Raw genomic sequence first — 26,317 nt, forward strand, 5'->3', positions numbered from 1 at the left:
CCGATTCAGTACGAAGAGTCCGGGTGCACGGATTCTGTGTGTCTCAAACCGCGACATCGCGCCACTGATCTCGCGATGCTTACAGTACGAACTCGAAGACCTCATCGCATCGGTGGACGATGTCGATGTGATCGCCCCCTCCGGCTCGGTCGCCCACGAGGGCGCAGAAGGTCTATTTCAGGCCACTCTGGGCAAGGTTCGGCAGCTGTCGCTGCGGGCGTTACAGCGGTTGAGCCTGCGACTCGAACAAGCTTGGCCTATCGCGGGTCGTCGGCGCCTGCCCGCCGGCCTGTCCCGCCACTACGACCTGGTCTTCCTCAGCACGGAATCAGTAGCCGACTTACGCGCACTCGCTCCGTGCGCAATGTGGCGATCAACGGCAAGAGTCTCCGCGTGCTACATAGAAGAAATCTATGCAGCCGACATTCCCGCCCTCGGGAGTCTCCTAGATCTACTCAAACGCTTCGACCACATTTTTGTCGCCGACGCGGGCACTGCTGAGCCCCTGGCACAGGCCACCGGCCGTCCTTGCCACCACATCCCGCCCTCTACCGATGCTCTCAAATTTTGCCCGTATCCTTCGGCACCCGAGAGAGTTATCGATTTCTATGCAATGGGTCGCCGCCCGGAACAAACCCACAACGCTCTCCTCAGGATCGCAGCCACAGACGACTTCTACTACATGTACGACACCGTGAAGAATTCCGAAGTCACGAGCTACGTCGAGCATCGCAACAGACTCGCGGACATGATCAAGCGTTCGCGGTACTTCCTGGTAAATCTGGCATTGTTCAATAATCCCGAACGCACCGGCGGCCAACAAGAATTGGGATTTCGATACTTCGAAGGCGCCGCCGGCGGAGCCATCCTCGTCGGCGATGTTCCCGATACCCAGGCGTTCCACGAATGGTTCGGATGGGAGGACGCGGTCATCCCACTCCCCGATGATTCCGACCAGATCTCAGCTGTCATGTCGGCATTGGACGCTGATCCGACTCGCTGTGAACGGATCAGCAAAACCAACGTCGTGAACTCATTACGCCGTCACGACCACGTTTATCGCTGGGCTCAGGTCCTGTCCGCCGTAGGACTGCCGGAAACTGAGGCAATGCAACGCCGCAAGCGTGCTCTCAGCGACCTCGCGGAGTCAATCGATCGCACCATCCCGCAAAGCGAGTTAGAAGGATCAGCTAACCCATGACAAATGTTGCGATCCTCGGATCCGGTATGGCAGGGTTCGGCGCGTCACATCGATTGCGTTCGGCGGGTCTGTCACCGGTGATGTTCGAGAAGCTGCCCTACTACGGCGGACATACCTCATCGCATGAGTGGCACGGTTTCGTGTTCGACGAGGGACCACACGTTTCCTTCACCAGCAATACCCGGATCCAAGAGTTATTGGCTGCCAATATCGATGGCGCGTACGAGATATTGCATGCCAAGATCAACAATCTCTGGCGCGGCCATTGGATCAAGCATCCAGCACAAGTCAATCTGTATGGTTTGCCCGAGGACTTGGTGGTCGACATCATCAAGGATTTCGTCGCCGTGCAGGACCAGCCCGCGGGCGAATTCAAGAACTACCAGGAATGGCTCTACGCGGCATTCGGCAAGACTTTCGCTGAGACCTTTCCGATGGAGTACGCGTACAAGTACCACACAACCACCGCTGACAATATGAGTACGGACTGGCTGGGGCCCCGGTTCTACCGACCCAGCCTCGACGAAGTCCTGCGGGGTGCACTGGGGCCCAACACCCCCCACACCCATTACGTGGACTACTTCCGTTACCCGACTCGCGGTGGATTCGCCTCCTATCTTCGCCGGTTCGCGCAGGAAGCCAATGTCAGAACCGGCCACGAGGTCAGCGCGGTAGACCCCAAGCGCGGGTTACTAACCTTCCGGAACGGGCAGCGTATCGACTACACGCACCTCATCTCTTCCATCCCACTGAAGACACTGGTGCCGATGATCGAGGGGACACCACCTGATGTGCTCGACGCGGCGGACCGACTCGCCTGCACCGAGGTGGTGCTCGTCAACGTTGGTGTCGATCGTGCGGACCTCCTCGACGCCCACTGGTCGTACTACTATGACCGCGAGATAACTTTCACCCGGCTTAGTACGCCACACCTACTCTCGCCGAACAACGCACCTACCGGCTGCGGCAGCCTGCAGGCTGAATGTTATTTCTCGGCCAAGTACCGGCCCCTAGACCGGAGTCCGGACAGTTTGATCGAGCCGGTGCTCCGCGATCTCAGGAAATGCGGCATCCTGCGCGAATCCGACCGAATCATCTTCGCGAATACGCTGCACATTCCCTACGCGAACATCATCTTCGACCTCGACCGGGCCGCGGCCCTCGAAACCGTTCACGGTTATCTAGCGGATATCGGGATCACCTGGTGTGGTCGATACGGAGAGTGGGGATATCAATGGACCGACGAAGCATTCGTCAGTGGCGAGAATGCGGCTGACCACGTCCTGAACCTCATCGGACATTGAACTGAACTGCCGGTTTTGATGCACACCGATTATTGGTGTGCATCCTCTGTGCCACGTCGCCAAGCTGCGCCGCGACCTATCGGTCTAGCTGTCCCAGCCGCTCCAGCAGCAGCGCCTCGGCGGTCGCGGCCTTCTCCAACACGCCGAGGTGCAGGCTTTCGTTGATGCTGTGGGCCTGGGTGCCGGGATCTTCAACGCCGGTCACCAGGATCGTCGCGGCGGGGAACGCCGCGGCGAACTCGGCGATGAACGGGATCGAGCCGCCCATGCCCATATCCACCGGATCGGTGCCCCATGCCTGCCGGAACGCGGCGCGGGTCGCGTCGTACACCGGGCCGCTGGCGTCGATGGCATACGGCTGCCCGACGTCGCCTGGCGTGACCGTCACTTGCGCACCCCACGGGGCGTGCTGCTGCAGATGACGTGTCAGCGCCTCAAGGTGGGCACGGGCGTCGCCGCCGGGTGCCACCCGCATGCTCACTTTCGCGCGGGCGCGTGGGATGAGGGTGTTGGACGATTTGTCGATGGGCGTGGTGTCGATGCCGATCACCGTGACGGCGGGTTTGGCCCACATACGTTGCACCACTGAGCCCGAGCCGATTTCGGACACCCCGTCGAGCAGACCGGATTCCTGGCGGACCCAGTCGTCACCGCGGTCGACGTCCGCGGCGGACGCCTCGTGCAGGCCGGCGACCGCGACGTTGCCGTCGTCATCGTGCAAGCTGGCCAGCAGCCGCACCAGCACGCTCAGTGCGTCGGGCACCACCCCGCCCCACAAGCCCGAATGCAATCCGTGGTCCAGGGTGGCGACCTCGACGACGCAGTCCGCCAGCCCACGCAGCGACACCGTCAGCGCAGGGGTTTCGGTGCTCCAGTTGTCCGAGTCCGCGATGACGATGACATCGGCGGCCAAGGCGTCATGATGGGCGGTCAACAGGGCTCCCAGCGATGGGGAACCGGACTCTTCTTCGCCTTCGACGAACACCGTCACGCCGACCGGGGGCTTGCCGTCGAAGGCCCTGATCGCGGCCAGATGCGTTGCGATACCGGCCTTGTCGTCGGCGGTGCCACGGCCGTAGAGCCGGCCGTCGCGCTCCTGCGGCTCGAACGGTGCCGAGTTCCATTGAGCGGGATCGCCTTCGGGCTGCACATCATGGTGGGCGTACAGCAGCACCGTGGGTGCCCCGGGCGGGGCCGGATAGTGCGCGATGACGGCGGGCGCACCGCCTTCGCTGACGATCGTGACGTCAGGGAAACCCGCATCGGACAACAGCTTTGCGACAGCTTCGGCGCTGCGGGCCACCTCTCCGCGGCGGGCCGGGTCAGCCCATACCGAGGGGATGCGGACCAGATCCTCCAGATCGGCCCGCACCGACGGCAATATCTGTTGGATCCGCTGCACGACATCACTCATGGTGATGACCCTAGCGTCACAGTCGAGCCCGGCGAGCGTGCGTGAAATGCTGACCGGACACGGCGTGTCGGGCGGCAGACGCGCACGCTCGCGGAGCTAGGGCTGCTAGGGCTCGAGTTCCTCGATGATCGCCACGGCGGCGGCGGTGTCCGCCTCGTGCGTGAGCGATACATGGATGGTCGTGTTCTCCAGGTGCCGGCCGATCTCACCCGACAGCCGGACCTTCGGACGGCCCCACATGTCGGTGACCACCTCGATGTCGCGGTGGATGTCCTCCGGCAGCATCGGCCGCTTGGAGAACCGCGACCCCGACCAGGCCTTGATCACCGCCTCCTTGGCGGCCCACCGGGCCGCCAGGTGCCGGGCCGCCGAGGAACTCTTGTCCGCGGCGTCCCGGCGCTCACCTGGTGTGAACGTCTCGGCGAAAACCGTGCCTGGCCGATCAACCTGCTCAGCGAAATCCGGTATGGAAACCAGATCGATGCCTACTCCGACTATCGCCACCCAGCGACCTTAGCTCACGCCCTCTTGCTCTCCGCGCAAGCGCTCATCGCGCATAGAGATCGTCATTGCCAAGTCGAGCATCCGGGTCGAGCAACATGGCCGCTTCCTGGGGCTTTTCCGGCACATCGTGATCGAACCGGCGGTCGGCAGGCTTCTCGTACATCGGACGCCCACCGGCGATGGCCGAGGCCAACCGGCGCTGCCCGGCCAGCGTGCGCTGTTCGGCCCGCTTGCGGTAGCTCTCCCGTTCAGCGGGATCGAGCGAAGCGATGAACGCCTCCGGATGCACCAGCGCGACCAAACCCGACACGTGACCGAACCCGAGGCTGGTCACCAGACCGGCCTTGAGCGGGAACTTGCCGCGCAGGTCCAGGGGCTCACGCACCCAGACGAAGTGGCCGGATGTGGCCAGCTCGTCGTCGACGCAGTCCAGGCTGCGGTTCGGCGGGATGACGCCGTCGCGCAGGATCTGGCACAGCCCCATCATCTGGAACACCGCGGCGCCGCCCTTGGCGTGCCCGGTCAACGACTTCTGGCTGACGATGAACAGCGGCGCACCCTCCGAGCGGCCCATCGAATCGGCCAGCCGCTCGTGCAGCTCGGTCTCGTTGGGATCGTTGGCCAACGTCGAGGTGTCGTGCTTGGAGATCACCGCGATGTCGTCGGCACCCACACCCAGCTTGGCCAGCGCACGGGACAGCGCCGAGTCCTTGCCGCCACGGCCCGCACCCAGGGCGCCCAGGCCCGGGGCCGGGATCGAGGTGTGCACACCGTCGGCGAAGCTCTGCGCGTAGCCGATCACCGCCAGCACCGGCAGACCCATCTTGGCGGCCAGGTCACCGCGGGCCAGCAGGATGGTGCCACCGCCCTGTGCCTCGAGGAACCCGAGCCGGCGCCGGTCGTTGGCGCGGGAGAACTTCGAGTCACTGATGCCCTTGGCCCGCATCGTCTCGGTGTCGGCGGTGGCCGCCATGTCACCGAAGCCGATGATGGCCTCCAGCGTCAGATCGTCGAAGCCGCCGGCCACCACCAGATCGGCCTTGCCCAGGCGGATCTTGTCGACGCCCTCCTCGACCGAGACCGCCGCGGTGGCGCATGCGCCGACCGGATGGACCATCGCGCCGTAGCCGCCGACGTAGGACTGCATGACGTGGGCCGCAACAACGTTCGGCAGCACCTCCTGCAGGATGTCGTTCGGCTTGGAGCGGCCCAGCAGGTTGCCGTGGTACATGGTCTGCATCGAGGTCATGCCACCCATACCGGTGCCCTGCGTGCTGGCCACCAGGCTCGGGTGCACCCAGCGCATCAGCTCGGTCGGCGTGAAGCCCGATGACAGGAACGCATCGACGGTCGCCACGATGTTCCACAGCGCCACCCGGTCGATGGAGCTGGCCATGTCCGGGGTGATGCCCCACACCGTCGGGTCGAACCCGGTGGGGATCTGCGCGCCGACGGTCCGCGACAGCTTGGTCTTGCGCGGCACCCGAATTTCGGTGCCCGCCTTGCGGATCACCTGCCAGTCACCGGAGTCCGGCACCGGCCGGGCCACGGTGTGCTCGGGATCGAAGGACACGAACGCCCGGGCGTCGGCCTCGCTGGACACGACGAACGAGAAATCCTTGTCCAGGAAGACGCTGACCAGCAGCGGCGAGGCGTGATCCGGATCGATCGCGCCGTCGTCGACGAACTCGCGGATGCCACAGCGCTCGACGACGGTGTCGTGGTAACGCTCCACGATCTCCGATTCGTCGACCAGCTCACCGGTTTCGGTGTCGTACCAGCCGGCCTTGGGATCGTCCTCCCACTTGACCAGTCCGGTTGTCCACGCCAGCTCCAGCACGCCGGCCGCCGACAACTCGCCGGAGACCTCCATCTCGTAACGGGTACGCGAGGAACCGTACGGGCCGAGCTCGGCACCGCCGACGATGACCACCAGATCGGCCGGGTCGACATCGAGGTTGTCGAAGACCGGCGCGGGCGCCGGGGCGTATCCGCGCGGCGGCGAGGGCAACGCGGCAATAGTACCGCGATTGTCGCCGTCGGAAGCTCCGTCTTCTGATGCGGCAGCAGCCATCTCCTCGCGGGCCTTGGCGGCCAGCTCGGCCATGTCGATCTTGATGTCGCCGAGACCACCGGTCAGGTCGACCTTGATCGGCGCATTCGCCGCGGCCACCTTCGACTCCACCGTGCACAGGTCCAGCAGCATGGCTGCCATCTCCGCACTGGTGTAGGTCGTCACGCCGGCCTCTTCGACCGCGCTGACGATGGCGTCGTTGTGACCCATCAGGCCCGTGCCCTTGGTCCAGCCGATCAGCGCGTGCGCCAGGGTGACTCGCTCGGCCCATGACGTCTCGGCGTTCCAGCGGTTCACCAGCGCGTCGAGCGCCGCCTTGGACTCGCCGTAGGCGCCGTCGCCACCGAACATGCCGCGGTTGGGCGAGCCCGGTAGCACCACGTGCAGGCGCGAAGCGATGTCACGGTCGGCGCCGATCCTGGACAGCCCACCGACGAGCCGCTCCACGGCCCACAGCAGCACCTTCATCTCCATCTCGGAGCGCGAACCGGCCTCCGACAGATCCCCGGCCACGCGCGGTGCGGCGAACGGGAACAGCAGCGTCGGAGTCTGCGCGTCCTTGAGGTGAATGGATTGCGGCCCAAGGCTTTCGACCTGATCGCTCCCGACCCACTCGACCAGCTTGTCGATGTCGGAGTAGGACGCCATGTTGGCCGGAACCACCCACAGCGTGGCGCCGAAACGAGCGTTGTCGCGGTAGAGCTTCTTGTAGAAGGCCAACCGGTCGTCGTCGAGGCGCGAGGTGGTGGCGATGACGGTGGCACCACCGTCGAGCAGCTGCCCGACCACCGCGGAGGCGATCGAACCCTTCGAAGCACCGGTCACGACCGCGATCTCGTCACGGTAGCGGCCCTTGCCCGGGTTCTCGGCGCCCGCGGCAATGCGACCGAACAGCGACGCATGCACGTTGCGGCCGGCGGCAAGGGCCTTGCCCTGCCACCAATTCGCCTGGGTGCCAACCACATGCCCGGCACCTTCGAAGCGCTCGGACAGCCGCGGCCACTCCGAGTCGATCTCGCTCTCGTCGGCCAACCACAGCTTGGCCAGATCTTCACGGGCACTGGCCCACCGGTCGTCGAACACGACGGCCTTGCGGGCGTCGAACGTCGGCGCGACAAGTCGCGGCCAGTCCGAACCGAGTTCGGTGGTCACGAGGTCGATGAGCTCGGCGTCGGTTGCCGTCTCCGGGGCGGTTACGGCGTTGTCGAGCCCGAGCTGACCCAAGATCGTCCGCGCCGCGGCAGCCAGCACACCGTCACGTCCGGTGACCTTCTCGGCGAACTCGCCGAGCGCTGCCGAATCCACCACACCGCCACCGGCACCGCCGGCCGACGGCAACGCGACAGGCACACCACGCCGGGCCGCAATTGCCGCCACGGCCGCGTCGATCACCTTGTCGACGCTGGCGGCGTCGGCCAGCGCGCCGGGATGCAGGGCACCCAGGTCGCCGCCGCGCACGCTGTTGCCCTCGCGGGTGCCCAGCGCGACCTCGACGGTGACGTGCTTGGCCCAGCCTGCACCCAGCTCCCAGGTTTTGGTGATCCGCTCGGCGATGTAGGCCGGACGCTTGCCGGACGGACCGAACACGGTCCGCAACTGGTCGTTGATGGCGTCCGACAGCACCGGGCCGAATGGCTTATAGGTGCGGGCGAGCTTGCTCACCTGCCCCTTCAGCGCACCGAGGTCGGCTTCGGCGGCACCGTCGATGGCACCGAGGTTCAGCTCGGAGCCCAGGTCCACCAGCAGCTGGTTCCGGCGCGATGACGCGCCGTCGGTGATGGACTCGATGGAGTCCAGCCCTTCGATCTGATCGATGCGCATCTTGGCCGACAACGCGATGAGCGCCACGGTGGCGTCGGCGGCATCGAACGCGATGTCGTCGGGCCGTGGGCCACCGGACGCCGCGACCGGGGCTGCGGGTGCCGGGGCCGCCGCAGGAGTGGCCTCGGCGGCTCCAGCGGAGCCGGTGGACGGTTCTGCGGAACCTTCATCGACGTCGGGATCCGGCTCCGGATCGGTGTCAGTGGCGAACAGCACTGCCGCGTCGCGCTCGCTGTTGAGCACCTCGACGGTGCTGTGCGAGTACTCGGGCAGCTTGAGCGTGTTGGTCGCCAGACCGGCGACCGTCGGAGCCGACTTCACGCCGATCTCGACGAACCGCTCAACACCGAGACCGCCTGCGGCCTCCTCGATGAACAACAGGTCCTGCGTCTCGATCCAGCGCACCGGGCTGGCGAACTGCCAGGCCAACAGCTCGATGACGATCTTGCGGCACAGCTCCTTCGGCTTCTCGTTCCGCCAGGTGTCGTAGTCGGCGAGCACCTCGTCGAGCGGCTCGGCCGGAACCAGGTCGCGGATCTCCTGAATGAAGTCCTTGTCCAGGGTGAACGGCCGTGGCACCAGGTTCGGGATGTACTTGCCGATGACCAGCTCGGGGTCGTTGTCGCGCGGCATGACGCGGTCCAGGCTGCGGCGGAAGTCGTCGACACCCACGCGCAGCACGCTGGAGTGGAAGGGCACGTCGACGCCAGGCACCAGGATGAACGAGCGTCGGCCGCCACTGAGCTCGCGACGCCGCTCGACCTCTTCTTCCAGTGCCTCCAGACCGCGCACGGTACCGGCTATCGCGTACTGCGAACCACGCAGGTTGAAGTTCACGATCTGAAGAAATTCACCGGTATCCGCCGCGATTTGCGCGACGAAGTCCTTGACGTCGGCGTCGGGGAGATCGATCTGCGACGGCCGGATCGCGGCCAGCCGGTAGTTGGACCGGCCCTGCTCGTCACGCTCGACGATGTCGTGCATCTTGCCGCCGCGCGCGAACACCACCTCGAGCAGAGCTTCCAGCTCGTACACGCCGGAAACGCAAGCCAGTGCGGTGTATTCACCGACGGAGTGCCCGCAGGCGATGGCGCCCTCGACGAACGCGCCCTGTTCACGCATCTCGGCGACCTGAGCCGCCGCAACCGTCGCCATGGCGACCTGGGTGAACTGCGTCAGGAACAGCACACCGTCGGGATGGTGGTAGTGCACACCGGACGCGATCAGGCTGGTCGGGTTGTCCCGCACCACGTGCAGGACCGAGAAGCCGAGGGTCTCGCGGGTGAACTTGTCCGCCGAGTCCCACACCTTGCGGGCGGCCTTGGACCGGGCCCGGACCTCCATGCCCATGCCCTTGTACTGGATACCCTGGCCGGGGAACGCATAGACGGTCTTGGGCGCGGCCAAGCGAGCGGTCGCCGACATCACCAGGTCGGAGCCGACGCGCGCCTGCACCTCGAGTACCTCTGCGCCGACGTCGATTCCGACGCGATCGACGCGGAAGTCGACCTCATCGCCGGGCTTGACCATGCCCAGGAAGCGGGCAGTCCAGCCGATCAGCTTGGCCGGCGGAGCCGGCTTACCGTCGGTGGCGGTGGCCACGTGCTGGGCCGCGGCCGAGAGCCACATGCCGTGCACGATGGGCGAATCCAAGCCGGCCAGCAGCGCTGCTGCCCGGTCGGTGTGGATCGGGTTGTGGTCACCGGACACCGCGGCGAACGGCCGCATGTCGACCGGGGCGCCGATGGTGATGTCGCGGCGACGGCGACGCGGGGTGTCAGTGGCGTTGTCGGAGATGGCGCCACCGGCCTTGACCGGGTCAGCCAGCTCGGCGTCGCCGGTGCGGCCACGGATGGCGAACCGCTCCTCGAGCGTGGCCAGCACCGTTCCGTCGGCAGCCTTCACGACCACCGAAACCGGGACCACCCGACCCACCTCGGTGTCATAGGCGGCCGAAGCCGTTGCGGCGACGGTCAATTCGGCCTGCTCCGACGGCAGCGAAGCGTGCAGCTGCGCGGCGTGGTCCAGGTGCACCAGGCTCAGCAGACCCTCGACGACCGGGAATCCGTCGTCGGTGAGAGCCGATCCGATCGCCGCGAACACCGCGGGCCAGCACCGGCCGACCAGTGCATCGGGGACCACGGTCAGCGTCGGGGCCAGTGGTGCACCGAAGGTCGCGGTCACGCCGGTGTGGTCAGCGACCTCCTCGGGATCCCAGGCGACCGTCACGGTGGCGGTGGAGTCGATCACCGGCGGCAGCGCATCAGGGCCGTTGACGCCTGCGGCGATGGCCAGCACCGATCGCATCGCGGTCGAGGCGTCCTCGACCGAAACGATCGGGGCTCCGCCGCTGTGCACGGCGTCGGTCAGGCTGAACCGGATCTCGATCCAGGTACCCGACAGCGGCACCGAGAGCACGACGTGCGTGTCGTCGACCACCTCAAGCCGAGCCCCGGTCGAAGGATGAGTAGCGGAACGGTTTGCCGACCCTTCGCGGACCTGCCAGTCGCCAGGCGCGGCGATGCGGTGTACCGGGTTGGTGGCGGTACGCCCGGCCCACAGCACGTCGGGAGCATCGAGCAGTACGGCCAGCGGACCGGACACGCCGGCGCGGCGGGCCCGTCGGGACAGCGCAGGCACCGGCTGGGCGCCCGACGACAGCGCCTCGTCGACGGCGGCCTGCTCGAAGCGGTCGAGCAGCTCGCCGACGGGCTCGTCGACACGGGTGATACCGGCGACCGCGGCGGTGCCGGGGATGACGCACACCTGGTCGGCCGTGTAGCGGGCATCGTGGGCCTGCCACAGCGAGTCACTGCGCCACCAGCGGCGCACATCCTTGTCGATGACCGGCACAAAGTTGACCGGCTTGCCCAGCATCTTGCACAGCTCCGTGAAGAACGGGACGTCGGCCGGGTGCAGCTGCACCGATGCGGCATCCGGGTAGGCGCCGACCAGGGCGGCCAGCGCGGCCTTGGGATCCTCGAGTAGCGCCTCGTTGTCGAACAGCGTCTCGACCGGACCGAAATCCTGTGCGTGCAAACGCCCTTCGGCACGCTTGAGCATCTGCTCGAAGCGGTCGCGCCAGGTGATGTCCAGCCACGGCGAGTTATCCCGCTTGGTGTCGGCGGTGCTGTTGCCGTCCCCGATGGCCAGCTCCACGTAGCGGCGCAACCACTGCAGGTAGGTCATGTCGGCGACGTTGCCGAAGTAGGGCTTGGCCGTGTCGGCCATGGCCGCGATGATCTCGTCGCGACGCTCCGCGACCGCGTCGGCGTCGCCGGCCACCTCGTCGAGCAACCGGCCGCAGCGTGACGCGGTGTTGTCGATCTCGTGGATGTCGGCGCCGAGCTGGCTGCGCCCGGAGGCCATGCCGCCCTGGGCTTTTCCGGCACCCACCCACTGGTCGGTGCCCTGGGTCGCCACCAGGAGCTCCTTGACCTGGGGACTGGTGGTCGCCTCCAGCGTGGCCATCGCGGCCGTGCCGACGAGGATGCCGTCGATCGGCATCAGCGGGTAGCCGTGGCCGACCGACCAGCGGCCGGACAGGTACTCGGCGGCCTGCTCGGGCGTACCGATGCCGCCGCCGACGCAGATGGTGATGTTGGACCGGCTACGCAGCTCCGAGTAGGTGGTCAGCAGCAGGTCGTCGAGGTCCTCCCACGAGTGGTGGCCACCGGCGCGGCCGCCTTCGATGTGCACGATCACCGGCTTGGTGGGGGTCTCGGCGGCGATCCGGATCACCGAGCGGATCTGCTCGATGGTGCCCGGCTTGAACACCACGTGGCTGAGGCCGGCGTCGTTGAGTTCGTCGATCAGCTCGACGGCCTCTTCCAGATCGGGGATACCCGCGCTGACGACGACGCCGTCGATCGGGGCACCCGACTGCCGGGCCTTCTGCACCAGGCGCTTGCCGCCGACCTGGAGCTTCCACAGGTAGGGGTCCAGGAACAGAGTGTTGAACTGGATCGCGCGGCCGGGCTCCAGCAGCGTGGTCAGCTCGGTCATGCGGTCATCGAATATGCCCTCGGTGACCTGACCACCGCCGGCCAGCTCGGCCCAGTGGCCAGCATTGGCGGCGGCCGCGACGATCTTGGCGTCGACGGTCGTCGGGGTCATACCGGCGAGCAGGATCGGCGAGCGCCCGGTGAGCCGGGTGAACTTGGTCTCGAGCTTGACCGAGCCGTCGGGCAGCGACACCAGGGTCGGGGTGTAGCTGGACCACGGGCGGGCAACCTCGGGCACCGCGCCGATGGTGAACAGGTTGCGCTGGCCCCCACGCGTGGCGGCGGGCACGATGCCCACGCCGAGCCCGCGGATGACGGGGGCGGTCAGCCGGGTGAGGATGTCGCCGGGGCCCAGGTCGAGAATCCAGCGGGCGCCTGCCGAGTGCACGTCGGTGATCTCTTCGACCCAGTCCACCTGGTCGACCAGGATCGACTCGGTCATCGCCTTGGCGAGCGTGACGTCGAGGCCCACGGCCTCGGCCCAGCGGCCGACGATCTCGATGCCGTCGGACAAACGTGGGGTATGGAAGCCGACCTCGACCTGGACCGGGTCGAACACCGGCGCGAACACCGCGCCGCCGCGGACTTTGCTCTTGCGCTCGGCCTCTTCCTTCTCGGCGATCTGGGTGCAGTACAGCTCGAACCGGGAGAGCTGCTCGGGCGTGCCGGTGATGACGACCGAACGACGGCCGTTGCGGATGGACAGCACCGGCGGCAGCACGGTGCGGACATCCTGAGAGAACTCCGCGAGCAGTTCGTAGATGCGCTCGGGCTCGGCGTTGGTGACCGAGACCATCGGCGGCCGGTCGCCCAGCACGGTGATACCGCGCCTGCGGGCCACGAGTGTGCCTGCGGCACCGATCAGCTGGGCCAACGCGAGCAACTCGACATCCTTGGCACCGCCGGCCTTGAGCGCCTCGACGGCCAGCACGCCCTGGGAGTGCCCCACGACCGCCACCGGCGGGGTGGCGGTCAGGTCCATCCCCTGACGGGCCAGGGCGCGAATGGCGGCGATCTGGGTCAGCAGCACGCCCGGCACCGACACCGCGGCCGACGTCAGCTGCTTGACCGACGGCACGGGCTCTTCGGAGGCCAGCGCGCGGACCCAATGCAGCGGGTCGAAGCCGATGGGCCGGACCACGACGAGTTCGGCGGCGACGGGCTCCAGCATCAGCTCGGCCTCACCGGCCAGGGTCGCCAGCTCGGCTTCGATCCCGGCGGAGGACACCAGTTCCTCAAGGGTCTCCAGCCAAGCGCTGCCCTGACCGCCGAAAGCCACCGCATACGGTTCGCCAGCGCTGAGCCGGTCGACAAGTGCGTGGGTGGAGTCGATCGGCAGTCCGTCGGATCCAGACTCGTTGTTCCAACCGGCGGACACTCGGTCGTGTTCGTAGATCGTCACTGGGGCTATCTCCTCGGTGCTGCTCGGGTGTTGTCGCGTACGGGCGGCCGTATGCCTGCCATGACTGTCGGCCCCGGAGGCTCAAGTCCCCCGAGCGTCAGGTCGTCGGCGATTCAGCGTCGAATCCGGCAAGGAGCCGCCTCCGGTTCAGGTTCCGGATGGTCCAGAAAGGTTGGGTGAGCATCCCTGCCGTACCAAGGGTGTCATAAGGGCAAGCGGGCATTTCTCCGCGAGATTGGTTACTGACGAGTTCTACGCACGGGTAACCACCGGTAACGTAACACCGCGTTCGACGGCGGCAGAACGCATTCGGTACAAAGCTCCTGCTGGCAGGTGGTTACGGTCGGGTAGCAACAATAATGCAGATCAAAGCAGCATTGTTATCAAATCGTTATCTAAAATCCGGGATCGACGAGGCCTGCCGGACGGCCGTGTTGCCAGTCGACATTGAGACTACAAATGTCAAGCGAATCGTGCGGTCAGATCCGAAAAGTTTGCTGGAAAGACTTACCGGTCAGTCCCACTGGCCAAATTGCGGCTTGAGGATGTGGTTGATATCCACCCCGACTCCCCCGACGTTGCGCTTGTCGATCTGGACCTGGTGCAGCTGCGCGGTGCCAGCCTCGCTTGGCGTGCTGCACACCCGCGTTCTGCCAACCCAGCCAGTCCGCGGCGTCCTGCTTGCCGTACTGGTCGCAGGACACGATCTTCATACCGTTCTGGTAGAGATCTCGAGCCTCGGGAAGCTGGATCGGCTTACCGAGCATCCACGCGCCTCCGGGGCGGCGATCGGAGACGTAGCGGATCGCGCCGAGTGCACCCACCGATCGGATGTCGGAGGCCTTGATGACACCCGCGGCATAGTCGAGCAGCACACCCAACGGCGCAGCGCCTGCAGGCGGCGCGGTAACCAGCTCACCCAGCCCGAGCAGGGCGGGTGTAGCGGCGGCGCATCTGAGCAGCTCGCGCCGGGACATCGACACGAATATCAGGTTACGACAATCGCCCCAATATTCACATCAACGCCACTGGTCACATCTCTATCAATATTCACGCCGGCGTCGAGGGGGCCGTCGAAGGCGTCGGGCCGCCGATCAAGAACGGTGAACTGCTCGCGACCCTGGGACGTCTGGCCCGGGCAAGTCGTCACAGCGCCGCGAATTTCCTTATGGCGCTTAGGGGTTCAGCGTGGTTCCCGCCCAGTGCGGGTGTGCCGCTCAGGCGATCGCAGCAGCCCGCTTGACGGCCTGGTCGAGCAGACCGGACAGCACGGCATGCGCCAGAGCGCAGTTGTCGGACTCCCGTTGATCAGCCAAACAGTCGGCGACCGTCCCGACCGCCGACTCGGCAAGCGCGCCGACCGCAGCGTCGGTCGACGCGACCACCTGGGCGATGGCGTGCAGACACATGTGTTGATCCGGCACATGGTCGACGACCTCCGCCAACACCGGGTCGGTCAGAACCACGGCATCGTCGATGACGCGCGCCAAACCACGCGAGACGAGAGCGTCCAAGTCAGGATCTGCCGGGGCGACCTGCAAATGACCGGCCTGTTGACCCACCGTTGTCGGCGGTATACCCAGGATGTCGACAAGACTCTGGCCGTGCCGCAGCCCATCGAAGAACTCCGCGATATGCGCGGAGCTGAATCCTTTGCCGAGAAGCCGGCTGATCGCCGCCAATTGCGCCAGGTGGGTGTCACCGTAGTACGCCGAACGACCGACACGACGGGGCGGATCGAGCAACCCCCGCTCGCGATAGGCGCGGATGTTCCTGGCGCTGACGCCCGAGATTCGCGCCAGATCATTCAACCGGTACTCAGCCAATCTGACCATCCCCCCGCCGAGCCGGACAGCGATGCATTCCTTCACCCTACCCCGGAAAAACGACTGCGAGCGAAGTTTTACCCACAGAAACAACACAGTCGATAACGGGATTAACACTCTGTTCATCTGCAGATATATCGACCACCTGGTGTGAATTCACACATGATACTGCGATCACAGCCAACTTTGGCCCGCAGCCTGCGAGCCGCCGTGAGTGAATTCACCCGACCAGAATTGGAAAGCCATCCCCACGTGCGCGACCATGTTGCGGGACATCGAGATAAATCCGTTCGACGAAAGGCCGCGAGTGCGTCCCTGGATCGTCTGGGCCACCGGACTGCTTGCGTACACCGTCGCGGTACTCGACCGAACCACGCTCGGCGTTTCCGGCCTGCAGGCTGCGGATCGGTTTGCCGCCAATCCGAGTGTGCTGTCGAGCTTCGTCGTGCTGCAGGTGATCGTCTATGCCGGGGCGCAGGTGCCCGCCGGGCTGCTGCTCGACCGGTTCGGCTCACGCGTGCTCATCGTCTCCGGCGCAGCCCTGATGGCGACAGGCCAATTGGTGTTGGCACTCAGCGAATCCTTGCCCGCGGCGTTCGCGGCTCGCGCGATCGTGGGCCTCGGCGACGCGGTCACCTTCATCTCGGTACTGCGGCTGGTGCCGCACTGGTTCAAACCCGCGCAGGTGCCGCTCGTCACCCAGTTGACCGGCATCTGCGGGCAGTTCGGCCAGGTGCTGTCAGCGGTGCCGTTCCTGGTGCTGCTCACCGGTTCTGGCTGGACCCCGGCCTATCTCAGCGTGGCCGCTTTGGGACTGGTGGCGATGACACTCGCGCTCGCCTTGGTCCGCAACAACCCGCACGGGCGCGTGGTCACGGTCGAGACCACCACCGTCCACGACATCCTGACCAGCGTGAAAACGGTGTGGCTGCGGCCCGGGACCCGGCTGGGCTTCTTCACCCACATGGGCACCCAGTTCTCGGTGACGGTGTTCGCGCTGATGTGGGGTGTGCCCTATCTGACCGTGGCGCAGGGCTTGTCCACGACCGCGGCCGGCTCATTGCTGACCCTCTCGGTGGCAGTCGCGATCGTCGCGGGCATCGCGATCGGGATCTTCACCGGCCGCCACCCGCATCGCCGGTCGCGCCTGGTGCTCAGCATCGTTGCAAGCAATGCGCTGATCTGGACTGTGGTGCTGGCACTACCGGGCCGCGCCCCGTTGTGGCTGCTGGTGGTACTCATCGTGATCATCTCGGTGGGTGGGCCGGGTTCGATGGTCGGCTTCGACTTCGCCCGCACGTTCAATCCGAGCGCGACGCTGGGCACCGCACAGGGCATGGTCAACATGGGCGGATTCCTGGCGGCACTGCTGGTCATGCAGACCATGGGGCTCATCCTGTCCCATGCCGGCGACTATTCGGCCGCGTCGTTCCGGGTGGCCTGGACCGTGCAGTACGCGATCTGGGTGCTGGCCACCATCGGCATCCTGATCACCCGCAGCAAGGCCCGCAGGCTCATGCAGGTCGAGCAGGAGCGGATGCTGTTGGAGAGCTTCGAGACTCACTCGCCCCGCTGATCGGCCAGCCGCCTGGCGACGATCGCCCTGGCATGCCGGTGCCCCACCAGTTCGAAACCCGCCACGATGACCATCGGTGCCGCCGTCACCAAGAGCAGGCACGGCGCCATAGGAACGCCCGCAGCAGCCATCGCCACCGCGATGGCCAATACCGCACCGGCGACAACCAGCAGTCCGGTGTGAAAAACGTCGAATGCGCCGACCAGCAACGAATAGATGACGAACATCGCGGCGATGTAGGCCCCAACCGGAATCGCGACGGCCAGCACGGTGTCCATCGCGCTCAGCGCGGACTGCTCTTCGACGTAGTAGGCCGCGACGTGCAGCCCAGCGCCGGTCGCCACGATCGAACCGAACACCATCAAATGCAGATATCCGTACTGGAACGAGACCTCGCGGTGAGCGTGCAGCAACTCCCCAGCCGGAACCAGGAAGTACACCCACCACATCCCGAACGTGAGACCTGTCCCGGCCACCGCTAGCACGATCGCATCAGCTGACCAGCCGTGCTCACCGACCGCGGCTGACAGTGACGCCACCGTTCCGACGACACCTTCGCCGAGCGCGATGATCGCCAGCAGCCCGTATCGCTCGGCGATGTGGTGGGCATGCCAGGGCGTACCGCCCATCCGGCGCTCGGCGAAAAAAGGACCGGAGATCTCGAACGCCATCAACACCAGTGCGCTCGCCGCAAACACCGGTGCCGACGTGCTCACCAGGATCTGGGCGACCCAGCCGATCTGTGCGACGACGATCACCACCGCATAGGTCAGGCAGGCCGGCCGCCGGTCCGGATCTTGACGCGCGGCCCGCAGCCACTGACCCACCATGGCGATCCGCATCACCACATACCCCGCCACCACGACGGTGTTGTCCACATGCCCGCCATGCTCGATCGAGGCAAAGGTCTGCGGGAGCCCCAGTGCCAGGATGATGACGCCGACCATCTGCACCATGGTCATCAGCCGATAGATCCAGTCGTCGGTGTCATACGCCGAGGCAAACCAGCTGAAGTTCATCCACGCCCACCAGATGGCAAACACCGCGAACCCGAAACCCAGCAACCCGGCGGCCACGTGATCCTCGGCCAGCAGATGCGCCAACTGGGCGGCCGCCACCCCGAAGGCGATTGCGAACGTCAGGTCGAACAACAACTCCAGCGGCGAGGAGACCCGGTGCAGTTCATGGGGATCACGTCCCGACATCCGGCGGATCCGGTGGGTCTGCACCGGCGAACTCGAATCGCCCTCGGCCACGTGTCAGCGTCCTCCCGATCGGTATCGAGGGTGACGGTACCGGGGTGAGCGGCGATCCCCCGCAGGGCCGGCGCTGTCAGATGGCGTCCAAGACCGTCCGTACCTTCACGATTGCCACACAATCAGGCGCAATTCGCCAGCCTCACTATTCACCGTCGATCACACAGCACCTGCCCTCTTCCGATCATGTCGTCACTGGTCAGTGCGCGTGGCGGACGCGATGTCGGCCGATCCTGTTAACCTCGAACGAATCCGGTCCGGAGAACCGCCTTGGCAAATCTGGCCGCCTACGCGATCAATGATGGGGGTAGCGACACATGGTCAAGCTGTCACGCACGAATCTGGCGATCGCTGTCTGTGGCGTCGCGTTGTCCGTGCCCTTGTCTGTCGGCGTCGCATCCGCGGCCCCCGACTTCGGTCCCGTGATCAACACGACGTGCACCTATGACCAGGTCATCGCGGCGCTCAACGCGCAACAGCCCGCGCTGGCCGAGGAGTTCAACACATCACCGTTCGCGCAGGGCGCGCTGCGCAACTTCCTGGCTTCACCGCCGGCCGATCGCCAACAGACAGTGGCGCAGCTGCAGAGCAGCCCGGCGGCTTCTCAGTATTTCGGGCCGATCAGCTCGATCGCGGGGAGCTGCAGCAACTACTGAGAGCCCTGCCTCTCAGGCACCATCCGATCCGGCGTCAGTGACCGGGTTCGCGATGTTCGGGCCTGTTCGCCGAGGAGATCGTGCGTCGCGCCGCGGTGCGTTTCGACATGGTCACTCGATTCGACGTGGTCACTCGACGTGCACGAACGGGTCGTTGGTGTCACCGGGCCCATCCCCGAAGCCGGGATCACCCGGATCCTCCCCGGGATCGCCAGGGTCCTCTCCTGGATCGTCGCCCGGGTCCCCGGGATCGTCGCCAGGATCTCCGGGATCACCGGGTCCGTCTGCCGAGCCGGGGTCACCAGGGTCCTCCCCTAACCCGTCACCGTCGTCGTCGTTTCCATCGCTATCCCCGCCGCTGTCACTATCACCGGGTGTGATCGGGCCTTGCGGACCATAGTCGTCGGTGGAATCGCCGTCGTCGTCATCGACTTCATGTGTCTGACCGTCGCCGGTGTCAGCGTCGTGTGAAGCCGGCGTGGTCGGCTTCGGCTCGAAACTGCCGTCGCGCGCCAGCCATACTGGCTCATCAGTCGAGTCGGTGAGGTTACCGTGCTCGTCATATTCGTCGGTGTGCCGCACTGCGTTGTTGAGGGAGTCGATCCACGTCGTCGTCTGGACCTTCTTGGCCCCACCGGGATACGTCGTCGTCACCGTTTCCTTACCCGAGAGATCTGAGTTGTTGATCTCTTCCCCGTGCTCAGTTGTCGGTGGGCCTTCGGATGGATTCAGGGTGGTATCCCAGGTCAGGGTGCCGCGATCTTCGTCGTCGACCGTCACCGTGTGCGAACTCGAATCAATCGTCGTCGTCGTGCCTTTGGCTTCGATGTGCCGTGTGCTGTCGGTGGTCGTGGTCGTGACACCGCCGGTGGACTGTTCGTGTGTCACGTCCGTGTCCACTACCGTCGACCCATTTTTGTAGTGGATACGGGTGATGGTCTGCACCCCGCCGTCAGGGAGCTGAGTCGCTTTCTGCTCCGCACTGTCGATCGCATGGTCCGGGTCCGGCACCGTGATCGGATTCCATCTGCCCGATGGTTTGGCCGGGCTGGTGCTGCCACTGGTGCCACCAGACTTGCCTGCGTCACCATGCGCTTGACTCATGATCGACCCCTGCGTGTTGTCGCTGTGCCGACTCTAAAGCGGCCCACGCTACTCGCTGGGTCGGATTCCTCACCTCACAGCGAATTGGCAGCGACGCCAACGTCTTAACTGGTTCGCATTACCGAAGCGCGGTGACCACGATCATCGGGACGACGCCTGCGGTGGGTCGAGGACGTCACCGCCGATCACTGGTCCCCGCGGTCCGTACAGCGGTGCCGCCGCATCTTGTGCCGAACCGTCGTCTCCGACGGAAGGCGCCGCGACGTTTGCCCACACTGCGCCGCCAGTCGACGTCAAGGTGCTGTCACGCTCGCTGGTGGTCATCCCGTTGGTATCGAACGTTTCGGTGTGACAGCTGGCGTCGCTTGTCACCGTCCAGGTGATCTCATCGGTACGGCCGGATTGATCAGCCACGAATGTGGTTGTGACTGTTTGCGTTCCCGATCCGTCTGGATTCAGCAGTGTCTTGCCGCTTTGATCGGTTTCGTTACCGTCGGAGTCGGTGAACGTCATCTGCCACGCGATCATATTGCCGCTGTCAACGATTTTGGTGCGTCCCTTCGTGTGGACACTCGGGCCGGCCTTGGCCGTGGTGTAGTGCCGACGGGAGAAATCGATGACGAAGGTTCTCACCCCCTCGGCACTCGTGACCGCCGAGGCGTAGTCATCGATCACCTGACCGTCGCGGTAGGTCGTGATTTTCGTGGTGTCGGTCGATCCGTCACCGCGAATGGTCACCTTCTTGATTGCCGTGCTTCCGGGTGGCGAGTCCACGGATTCCCATCCCGAACCACCGGTCGTCATGGTCGCCCCGCCGGCGATACGTGGCATCGATCCGACCGAGACATCCATCCCCCTATGACAGCTGGTGTGGATCGACACTACGGCGGGCGGCATGGTTCACCGGCGCGGATCGAAAAGGCGACAGGAAATTACCAGCTGTCTGCTCGCCGGGCCGCGTCGGGAGCCGCCGGAGCGCCTCGTGGTCCACGATGAACAGATCTCGCTGACTGACATGTCTTTACCCGAGAAGTTCGACCAGCGTGGCGTTTGCCGTACCGCCGCCCGCACACATGGTTTGCAATCCATATCGAATTCCCTTGTCGCGCATGTGGTTGATCATGCGCGTCATCAAGATCGCGCCTGACGCTCCGAGCGGATGCCCCAGCGCGATCGCACCGCCCAGCGGATTGAGCTTGGCTTCGTCGGCACCCGTTTCGACGAGCCAGGCCAGCGGCACCGGCGCGAAGGCTTCGTTGACCTCGAACACACCGACTTCGTCGAGCCGAACGCCGGCCTTGTGCAACACTTTCTCGGTGGCCGGGATCGGGCCGGTCAGCATCAGCACCGGGTCGGCGCCGGTAACCGCGCCGGCCCGGTACCGCACGATCGGCGAAAGCCCCATTGCCACAGCGTTTTCCTCGGTCATCACCAACAGTGCTGCCGCGCCGTCGGAAATCTGCGACGAGTTGCCAGCGTGGATGACGCCGTCCTCGGCGAACGCGGGCTTGAGCTCGGCCAGCTTCTCGACCGTGGTTCCCCGCCGCACGCCCTCGTCGACGACCACGGGGTCGCCGTCATCGGGGAACACCGTGATCGTCTGCGTCTCGAAGGCACCGCTGTCCTGCGCGGCGGCAGCCCGTTCGTGCGATGCCACGGCGTACTCGTCAAGTCGGGTCCGACTGAAACCCCATTTTTGCGAGATCATTTCAGCCGAAATACCCTGGTTGAAGGTGAAACCCTGATACCGGTCGAGCACTTGCGGGCCATATGGCTGACCGGTGGCGCGTGCTGCTCCGAGTGGGACCCGGCTCATCACCTCGACCCCGCCGGCAATCACGACGTCCTGTTGACCCGACATCACCGCCTGCACTGCGAAATCCAGTGCCTGCTGGCTGGATCCGCAGGCCCGATTGACGGTGGTGCCCGGGATGTGCTCGGACCAACCCGCTGCGAGCACCGAGTAGCGGCCGACGTTGCTCGACTGGTCACCGACCTGCGAGACGCAACCCCACACCACGTCATCGACGATGTTGGGACTGATGCCGGCACGCTCGACGAGTGCGTTGAGCACGAGTGCGGACAGATCGGCGGCGTGGAACCGGGACAATCCACCGTTGCGTTTGCCGACAGGCGTGCGGACGGCTTCGACGATGACGGTTTCGCGCATGGCAGTTGCTCCGATCTAGGACTTGGCTTTCAGGTAGGTAGGCCGCCAGTTCCGTGTCAGCGAGCTCACAAGCTCACATAACCATGCCGCCATAGTCTGCGATACACCGCCGCGCGACGGCGCCGACATCACGGTTGCAAAGCGCTCTTCCGATACAGTCAGCGCATGTTCGCCCGACTCGACAGCCATCTGGGCCGCCGGTGACCACCGCCGGCGAAGAACCCGCCTGGAAGCAACGGGCGGTCGAGCGGTCGATCAAAACCGCCAAACTGCGGGCAGCGCAGCGTGTTCAGCGCTTCCTGGATGCCGCGCAGGCGATCATCATCGAAAAGGGCAGCACCGACTTCACGGTGCAAGAGGTCGTCGACCGTTCGCGGCAGTCGCTGCGGAGTTTCTACCTCCAGTTCGACGGCAAGCACGAGCTGCTGTTGGCACTGTTCGAGGATGCGCTGAGCCGCTCGGCCGATCAGATCCGCGCCGCCACCGCCGGTCACGGCGACCCCCTTGAGCGGCTCAGGGTCGCCATTGAGCTGCTGTTCGAATCGTCCCGTCCGGACCCCGCCACCAACCGGCCGTTGTTCACCGATTTCGCGCCGCAGCTGCTGGCATCGCATCCCTCCGAAGTGAAGCTCGCGCATGCGCCGCTGCTGGCCCTGCTCACCGAACTCATGCAGGACGCCGCCGACGCCGGCCTGCTGCGCGAAGGCATCGATAGGCGTCGGACGGCCGCGATGACCATACAGACGGTCATGTTCGTCGCACAGTCGAGCCGCGGCGCCGACCGCACCGGGCCCTACCCGATCACCGCCGACGAAGTGTGGGAATTCTGCGCCCACGGGTTCGCCGCCGAGTAAACGAGAACTACTGCCATCTCACCATCTCCCGAGGGAGACGACGCACGCCGTACGTTCCGTACCGTCGCGACGCCATCGCGGCATGGTCGCGATCAGCCAGGCACTGCTCCTGACCAGTTCTCCACCGGAGGCACCCCGTCAGTCCTCACCATGCCGACCGCTCGGGATGCGGTGGCAGCGATCAGCCGGGCGTTGGGCTCATCGACCTCCTGCACCCAGCGCCGCGCGGCCTTCACGGATTTGCCGAACCGGATGTGACGGTCCATGAGGCGACGCACCCGCACTGCGTCATCGACTGTGCAGTACCAGATCTCGTCGATCTCGGCTGCGACTGCGCGCCACTGCGGCGCATCGAGAAGAAGGTAGTTCCCCTCGGTGATGACCACCCGGGCGGCCGGCGCGACCCCGATGGCGCCGGCTATGGGCTGCTCGAACTCCCGCTCGAAGGCCGGCGCATAGACCACGTCACCGCGCGGCCTGCGGATCCGTTGCAGCAGTGCCGCATACCCGGCGGCGTCGAAGGTGTCAGGCGCGCCCTTGCGGGACAGCCGACCGAGGCGGCCCAACTCGACATCGGCGAGGTGGAATCCGTCCATCGGCACATGGGCGACGGCGGCTGGACCCAGCCGCGCGGTGGTGGCGGCGACGACGGCCTCGGCGAGCGTGGTCTTACCGACACCGGGCGGCCCGGCAATCCCGACGATCGACGTGCCGGGCCGCGCGGCGTGCGCGACGACGCGGGCAACGAGATCGTCCAAACCGATGTGTTCGATGACGCCATTGTGGGCCGTTTGCGGGCGAACTATTCATCCGACCCACGACCCAGCGCAATACTGGGACACGCAATTGTCGGTTCGGTGCTCGTGACGGCTTGCACCGCTCAGCCGGTATAGCCGATTCGCCTGCTGATCTGCTCGGCCGCTTCGCCGGCCACACGAGCGATCTCATCGAACCGGGACTGTTCCAGCCGATAGGCCGGACCCGAAATACTCAGCGAGGCAATGACGGACCCGTTGTGATCGCGCACCGGGGCCGCCACCGCGTTGAGTCCCGTCTCGAGTTCTTCGCACGTCGGCGCCCATCCCTGTGCCCTGGCGGCGTCGAGTTCAGTATCGAGACGGGTGAAATCGGTGATGGTGCGAGGAGTGTAGGAGTCCATCCTGCGGCCCAGCCGGGCCCGTACCTCCGCGGGCGGCAGGGCGGCCAGCAGGATCTTGCCGCTGGACGTGGCGTGTGCGGGGCAGCTCTGGCCGACCCAGCTGCGCAGCGCGATTTCACCTCGGCCGACGGATTCGACGATGTTGATGATCCGGCCCCCGTCGAGAATCGCGATATTGGTGGTCTCGCCGGTCCTCTCCGCGACCTGATCACAGATGTCCTGGGACTGCTTGACCAGGTCCATCCGGGCGGTGGTCGATCCGGCCAGCCGCACGATCGAGAAACCCAGCTGGTATTTGCCGCGATCGGACAGTTGCTCGACGAATCCCCGTGATTCGAGGACCGCGATCAGCCGCGACACCGTCGACTTGTGCACACCGATCTCGGCCGCGATCTCGGTGACCCCGGCCGTCTGCAGCTTGGCCAGGATCTCCAGCACCTGCAGGGCGCGGTCGACCGACTGGACGGCCGCGGCCGGCTGACGGCTGTTGCTGGGCATGCTCATAGCGCGTCCAGTGTAGAGGTGCGAGGCGGGCATGTGAGTCTTCCGTTCAGCCTGCCGCACCGGCCGCTACCACTGCGGCCGGGTGTCGCCCAGTTTGTCCAACGTCCACCGATGAAACTCCCCGATGTGGTGCTCGGCGGGTACCAGTACGCCCCCGTTTCGGTACGCCCGCGACGACATCGCCGGTTGCGTACGTTCACAGGCATCGAAGTCCTGTTGGTTGACCCGGTGGAACAGCTCCATCGAATGTTCGACGTCACGACCCGATGCCACCACGTCGGGGCTGAACAGCCAATCGCACTCCACGATTGTGCGGTCAACGGCCAGCGGGAACATCCGGTGCAGGATCACGTGATCGGGCACGAGGTTGATGAATACGGTCGGCCGCACCGTGATCGCGTAATACTTGCGCTGCTGGTCGTCGGTCACCCCGGGAATCGTGTCGAAACCGGGCCGACCATCGATGGTGAATCCGTCGATGTCCTCGCCGAACGCGGCACCGTGGCCGACGAAGTACTGGGCGGCGAGGCCGTCGGCGAACTCCGGCAGCACCTCGGTGAGCTCAGGGTGAATGGTGGCGCAGTGGTAGCACTCCATGAAGTTCTCGACGATGAGCTTCCAGTTGGCGGCCACGTCGTAGACGACGCGGCGGCCCACCGACAACTCATCTACGTGGTAGTGGTCGATCGCGGTCGGATCACCCAGCCGCTCAGTGACGGCGCCGATCACGTCGGTCTCGAAAGACGGCGGCTCGGCGGCCAGGCAGACCCAGGCGTAGCCGAGCCATTCACGGAGCGCGACCGGCACCAGGCCGTATTCGGTGCGGTCGATGTCGACGCCATGGTCGTCCTTGAGCGCGCCCAGATTGGGCGCCGCGACCAGCTTGCCGTCCAGCCCGTAGGTCCAGGCATGGTACGGGCAGCGCAGATGGCGCTTGACCGCACCGGAATCCTCGGTGCACAGCATCGCCCCGCGATGCCGGCAGATGTTCAGGAAGGCACGCAGCTGCTTGTCCCGGCCACGGACGATCAGCACGCTCTCCCGGCCTACCTGAACCTTGCGGAAGTCTCCCGGGTCGGGCAGATCCGCACTGCGCGCCGAGCAGAACCACATGGCCTCGAAGATGTTCTCCTGCTCGGCACGGAAAACCTCAGGGTCGTAATAGTATTCGCCGCCGAGCGTCCGAACCAGGGTTCCTCCGCCAGGGTTGACACCCGTTGCTGCCGGAGACGGGTTGTCGATTGTCGTCATGAATTCACCAATCGTCGTGTGTCGAAGAGTCCGATGGGATGGGCTGTGGCATCGGTGGTGGCGACCTTGCGCATCTTGCCTCCGAGCTGTTGCTGAATACGCAACTAGTGCGTCATTCGCATCAATAATCACCCATGACCCAAGCCGTGTCAACGGATTGACGTGAGGCTGCTCACACTGGCATACTGTTGCGCTATAAGCGTGCGTTGCGTCTATCGCAACACAGAAAGGACGGGC

General features: G+C 65.6%; 15 protein-coding genes and 2 pseudogenes. 5 read left to right on the forward strand and 12 right to left on the reverse strand.

Features of this window, described 5'->3' with window-relative positions; translation table 11 throughout:
* Window positions 1–112 precede the first annotated feature (112 nt).
* Both H276_RS0107735 and H276_RS0107740 read left to right on the forward strand, forming a co-directional pair.
* The gene (locus H276_RS0107735; protein ID WP_231376632.1) at window positions 113–1,201 is read left to right on the forward strand and encodes a glycosyltransferase; all 1,089 of its coding nucleotides are present in this window, start codon (window positions 113–115) and stop codon (window positions 1,199–1,201) included.
* Window positions 1,198–2,505 (forward strand): NAD(P)/FAD-dependent oxidoreductase, encoded by a 1,308-nt coding sequence (locus H276_RS0107740; RefSeq protein WP_026356705.1) that lies wholly within the window; start codon window positions 1,198–1,200, stop codon window positions 2,503–2,505. Before H276_RS0107735 ends, H276_RS0107740 begins: the two co-directional genes overlap by 4 nt.
* A 29-nt stretch (window positions 2,506–2,534) precedes the next feature.
* Here H276_RS0107740 and H276_RS0107745 read toward each other — a convergent pair.
* From H276_RS0107745 to H276_RS0107765, 5 genes and pseudogenes are all read right to left on the reverse strand, one after another.
* A pseudogene (locus H276_RS0107745) lies at window positions 2,535–3,919 on the reverse strand (dipeptidase).
* Window positions 3,920–4,024: 105 nt separating this feature from the next.
* Window positions 4,025–4,423 (reverse strand): holo-ACP synthase, encoded by a 399-nt coding sequence (locus H276_RS0107750; protein WP_019970734.1) that lies wholly within the window; start codon window positions 4,421–4,423, stop codon window positions 4,025–4,027.
* 43 nt (window positions 4,424–4,466) lie between these two features.
* Window positions 4,467–13,724, reverse strand: coding sequence for a type I polyketide synthase (locus tag H276_RS0107755; protein WP_019970735.1), 9,258 nt, complete (start codon window positions 13,722–13,724; stop codon window positions 4,467–4,469).
* 514 nt (window positions 13,725–14,238) lie between these two features.
* Window positions 14,239–14,707: pseudogene (locus H276_RS22705) on the reverse strand (glycoside hydrolase domain-containing protein).
* 234 nt (window positions 14,708–14,941) lie between these two features.
* Window positions 14,942–15,595 (reverse strand): MerR family transcriptional regulator, encoded by a 654-nt coding sequence (locus H276_RS0107765; RefSeq protein WP_019970736.1) that lies wholly within the window; start codon window positions 15,593–15,595, stop codon window positions 14,942–14,944.
* Between the two features lie 262 nt (window positions 15,596–15,857).
* Here H276_RS0107765 and H276_RS0107770 point away from each other — a divergent pair, with 262 nt between their 5' ends.
* Entirely contained in the window at window positions 15,858–17,126 is a 1,269-nt protein-coding gene (locus H276_RS0107770; protein WP_026356706.1) for a nitrate/nitrite transporter, read from the forward strand.
* Here H276_RS0107770 and H276_RS0107775 read toward each other — a convergent pair.
* The gene (locus H276_RS0107775; RefSeq protein WP_019970738.1) at window positions 17,111–18,382 is read right to left on the reverse strand and encodes a low temperature requirement protein A; all 1,272 of its coding nucleotides are present in this window, start codon (window positions 18,380–18,382) and stop codon (window positions 17,111–17,113) included. The two genes, H276_RS0107770 and H276_RS0107775, sit on opposite strands and share 16 nt — an antisense overlap.
* Window positions 18,383–18,699: 317 nt before the next feature.
* On the opposite strand from H276_RS0107775, the gene H276_RS0107780 reads away from it, so the two are divergent.
* Complete coding sequence (locus tag H276_RS0107780; protein ID WP_019970739.1) at window positions 18,700–19,038, forward strand: hemophore-related protein; 339 nt, start codon at window positions 18,700–18,702, stop codon at window positions 19,036–19,038.
* A 129-nt stretch (window positions 19,039–19,167) separates the two neighbouring features.
* Here H276_RS0107780 and H276_RS23610 read toward each other — a convergent pair whose 3' ends face one another.
* The 3 genes from H276_RS23610 to H276_RS0107795 form a co-directional block, all read right to left on the reverse strand.
* Window positions 19,168–20,142: a hypothetical protein gene (locus tag H276_RS23610; RefSeq protein ID WP_019970740.1), complete on the reverse strand. Its 975-nt coding sequence runs from the start codon at window positions 20,140–20,142 to the stop codon at window positions 19,168–19,170.
* A 141-nt stretch (window positions 20,143–20,283) separates the two neighbouring features.
* The gene (locus H276_RS0107790) at window positions 20,284–20,994 is read right to left on the reverse strand and encodes a hypothetical protein (RefSeq protein ID WP_019970741.1); all 711 of its coding nucleotides are present in this window, start codon (window positions 20,992–20,994) and stop codon (window positions 20,284–20,286) included.
* A gap of 169 nt (window positions 20,995–21,163) precedes the next feature.
* Complete coding sequence (locus H276_RS0107795; RefSeq protein WP_019970742.1) at window positions 21,164–22,312, reverse strand: thiolase family protein; 1,149 nt, start codon at window positions 22,310–22,312, stop codon at window positions 21,164–21,166.
* Between the two features lie 200 nt (window positions 22,313–22,512).
* On the opposite strand from H276_RS0107795, the gene H276_RS0107800 reads away from it, so the two are divergent.
* A complete protein-coding gene (locus H276_RS0107800) occupies window positions 22,513–23,166 on the forward strand; it encodes a TetR/AcrR family transcriptional regulator (RefSeq protein WP_019970743.1) in 654 nt (217 codons plus the stop codon).
* Between the two features lie 92 nt (window positions 23,167–23,258).
* Here the strand turns inward: H276_RS0107800 and H276_RS0107805 are convergent, their stop codons facing one another.
* The 3 genes from H276_RS0107805 to H276_RS0107815 all read right to left on the reverse strand — a co-directional run bounded on the left by H276_RS0107805 (window position 23,259) and on the right by H276_RS0107815 (window position 26,080).
* Complete coding sequence (locus H276_RS0107805; protein WP_019970744.1) at window positions 23,259–23,924, reverse strand: nucleoside/nucleotide kinase family protein; 666 nt, start codon at window positions 23,922–23,924, stop codon at window positions 23,259–23,261.
* 122 nt (window positions 23,925–24,046) lie between these two features.
* Window positions 24,047–24,823: an IclR family transcriptional regulator gene (locus H276_RS0107810; protein WP_019970745.1), complete on the reverse strand. Its 777-nt coding sequence runs from the start codon at window positions 24,821–24,823 to the stop codon at window positions 24,047–24,049.
* Window positions 24,824–24,895: 72 nt separating this feature from the next.
* Window positions 24,896–26,080, reverse strand: a complete 1,185-nt coding sequence (locus tag H276_RS0107815) for an aromatic ring-hydroxylating dioxygenase subunit alpha (RefSeq protein ID WP_019970746.1) — start codon at window positions 26,078–26,080, stop codon at window positions 24,896–24,898.
* Window positions 26,081–26,317 lie beyond the last annotated feature (237 nt).

It is taken from the genome of Mycobacterium sp. 141 (genome assembly GCF_000382405.1).
Lineage (GTDB): Bacteria > Actinomycetota > Actinomycetes > Mycobacteriales > Mycobacteriaceae > Mycobacterium.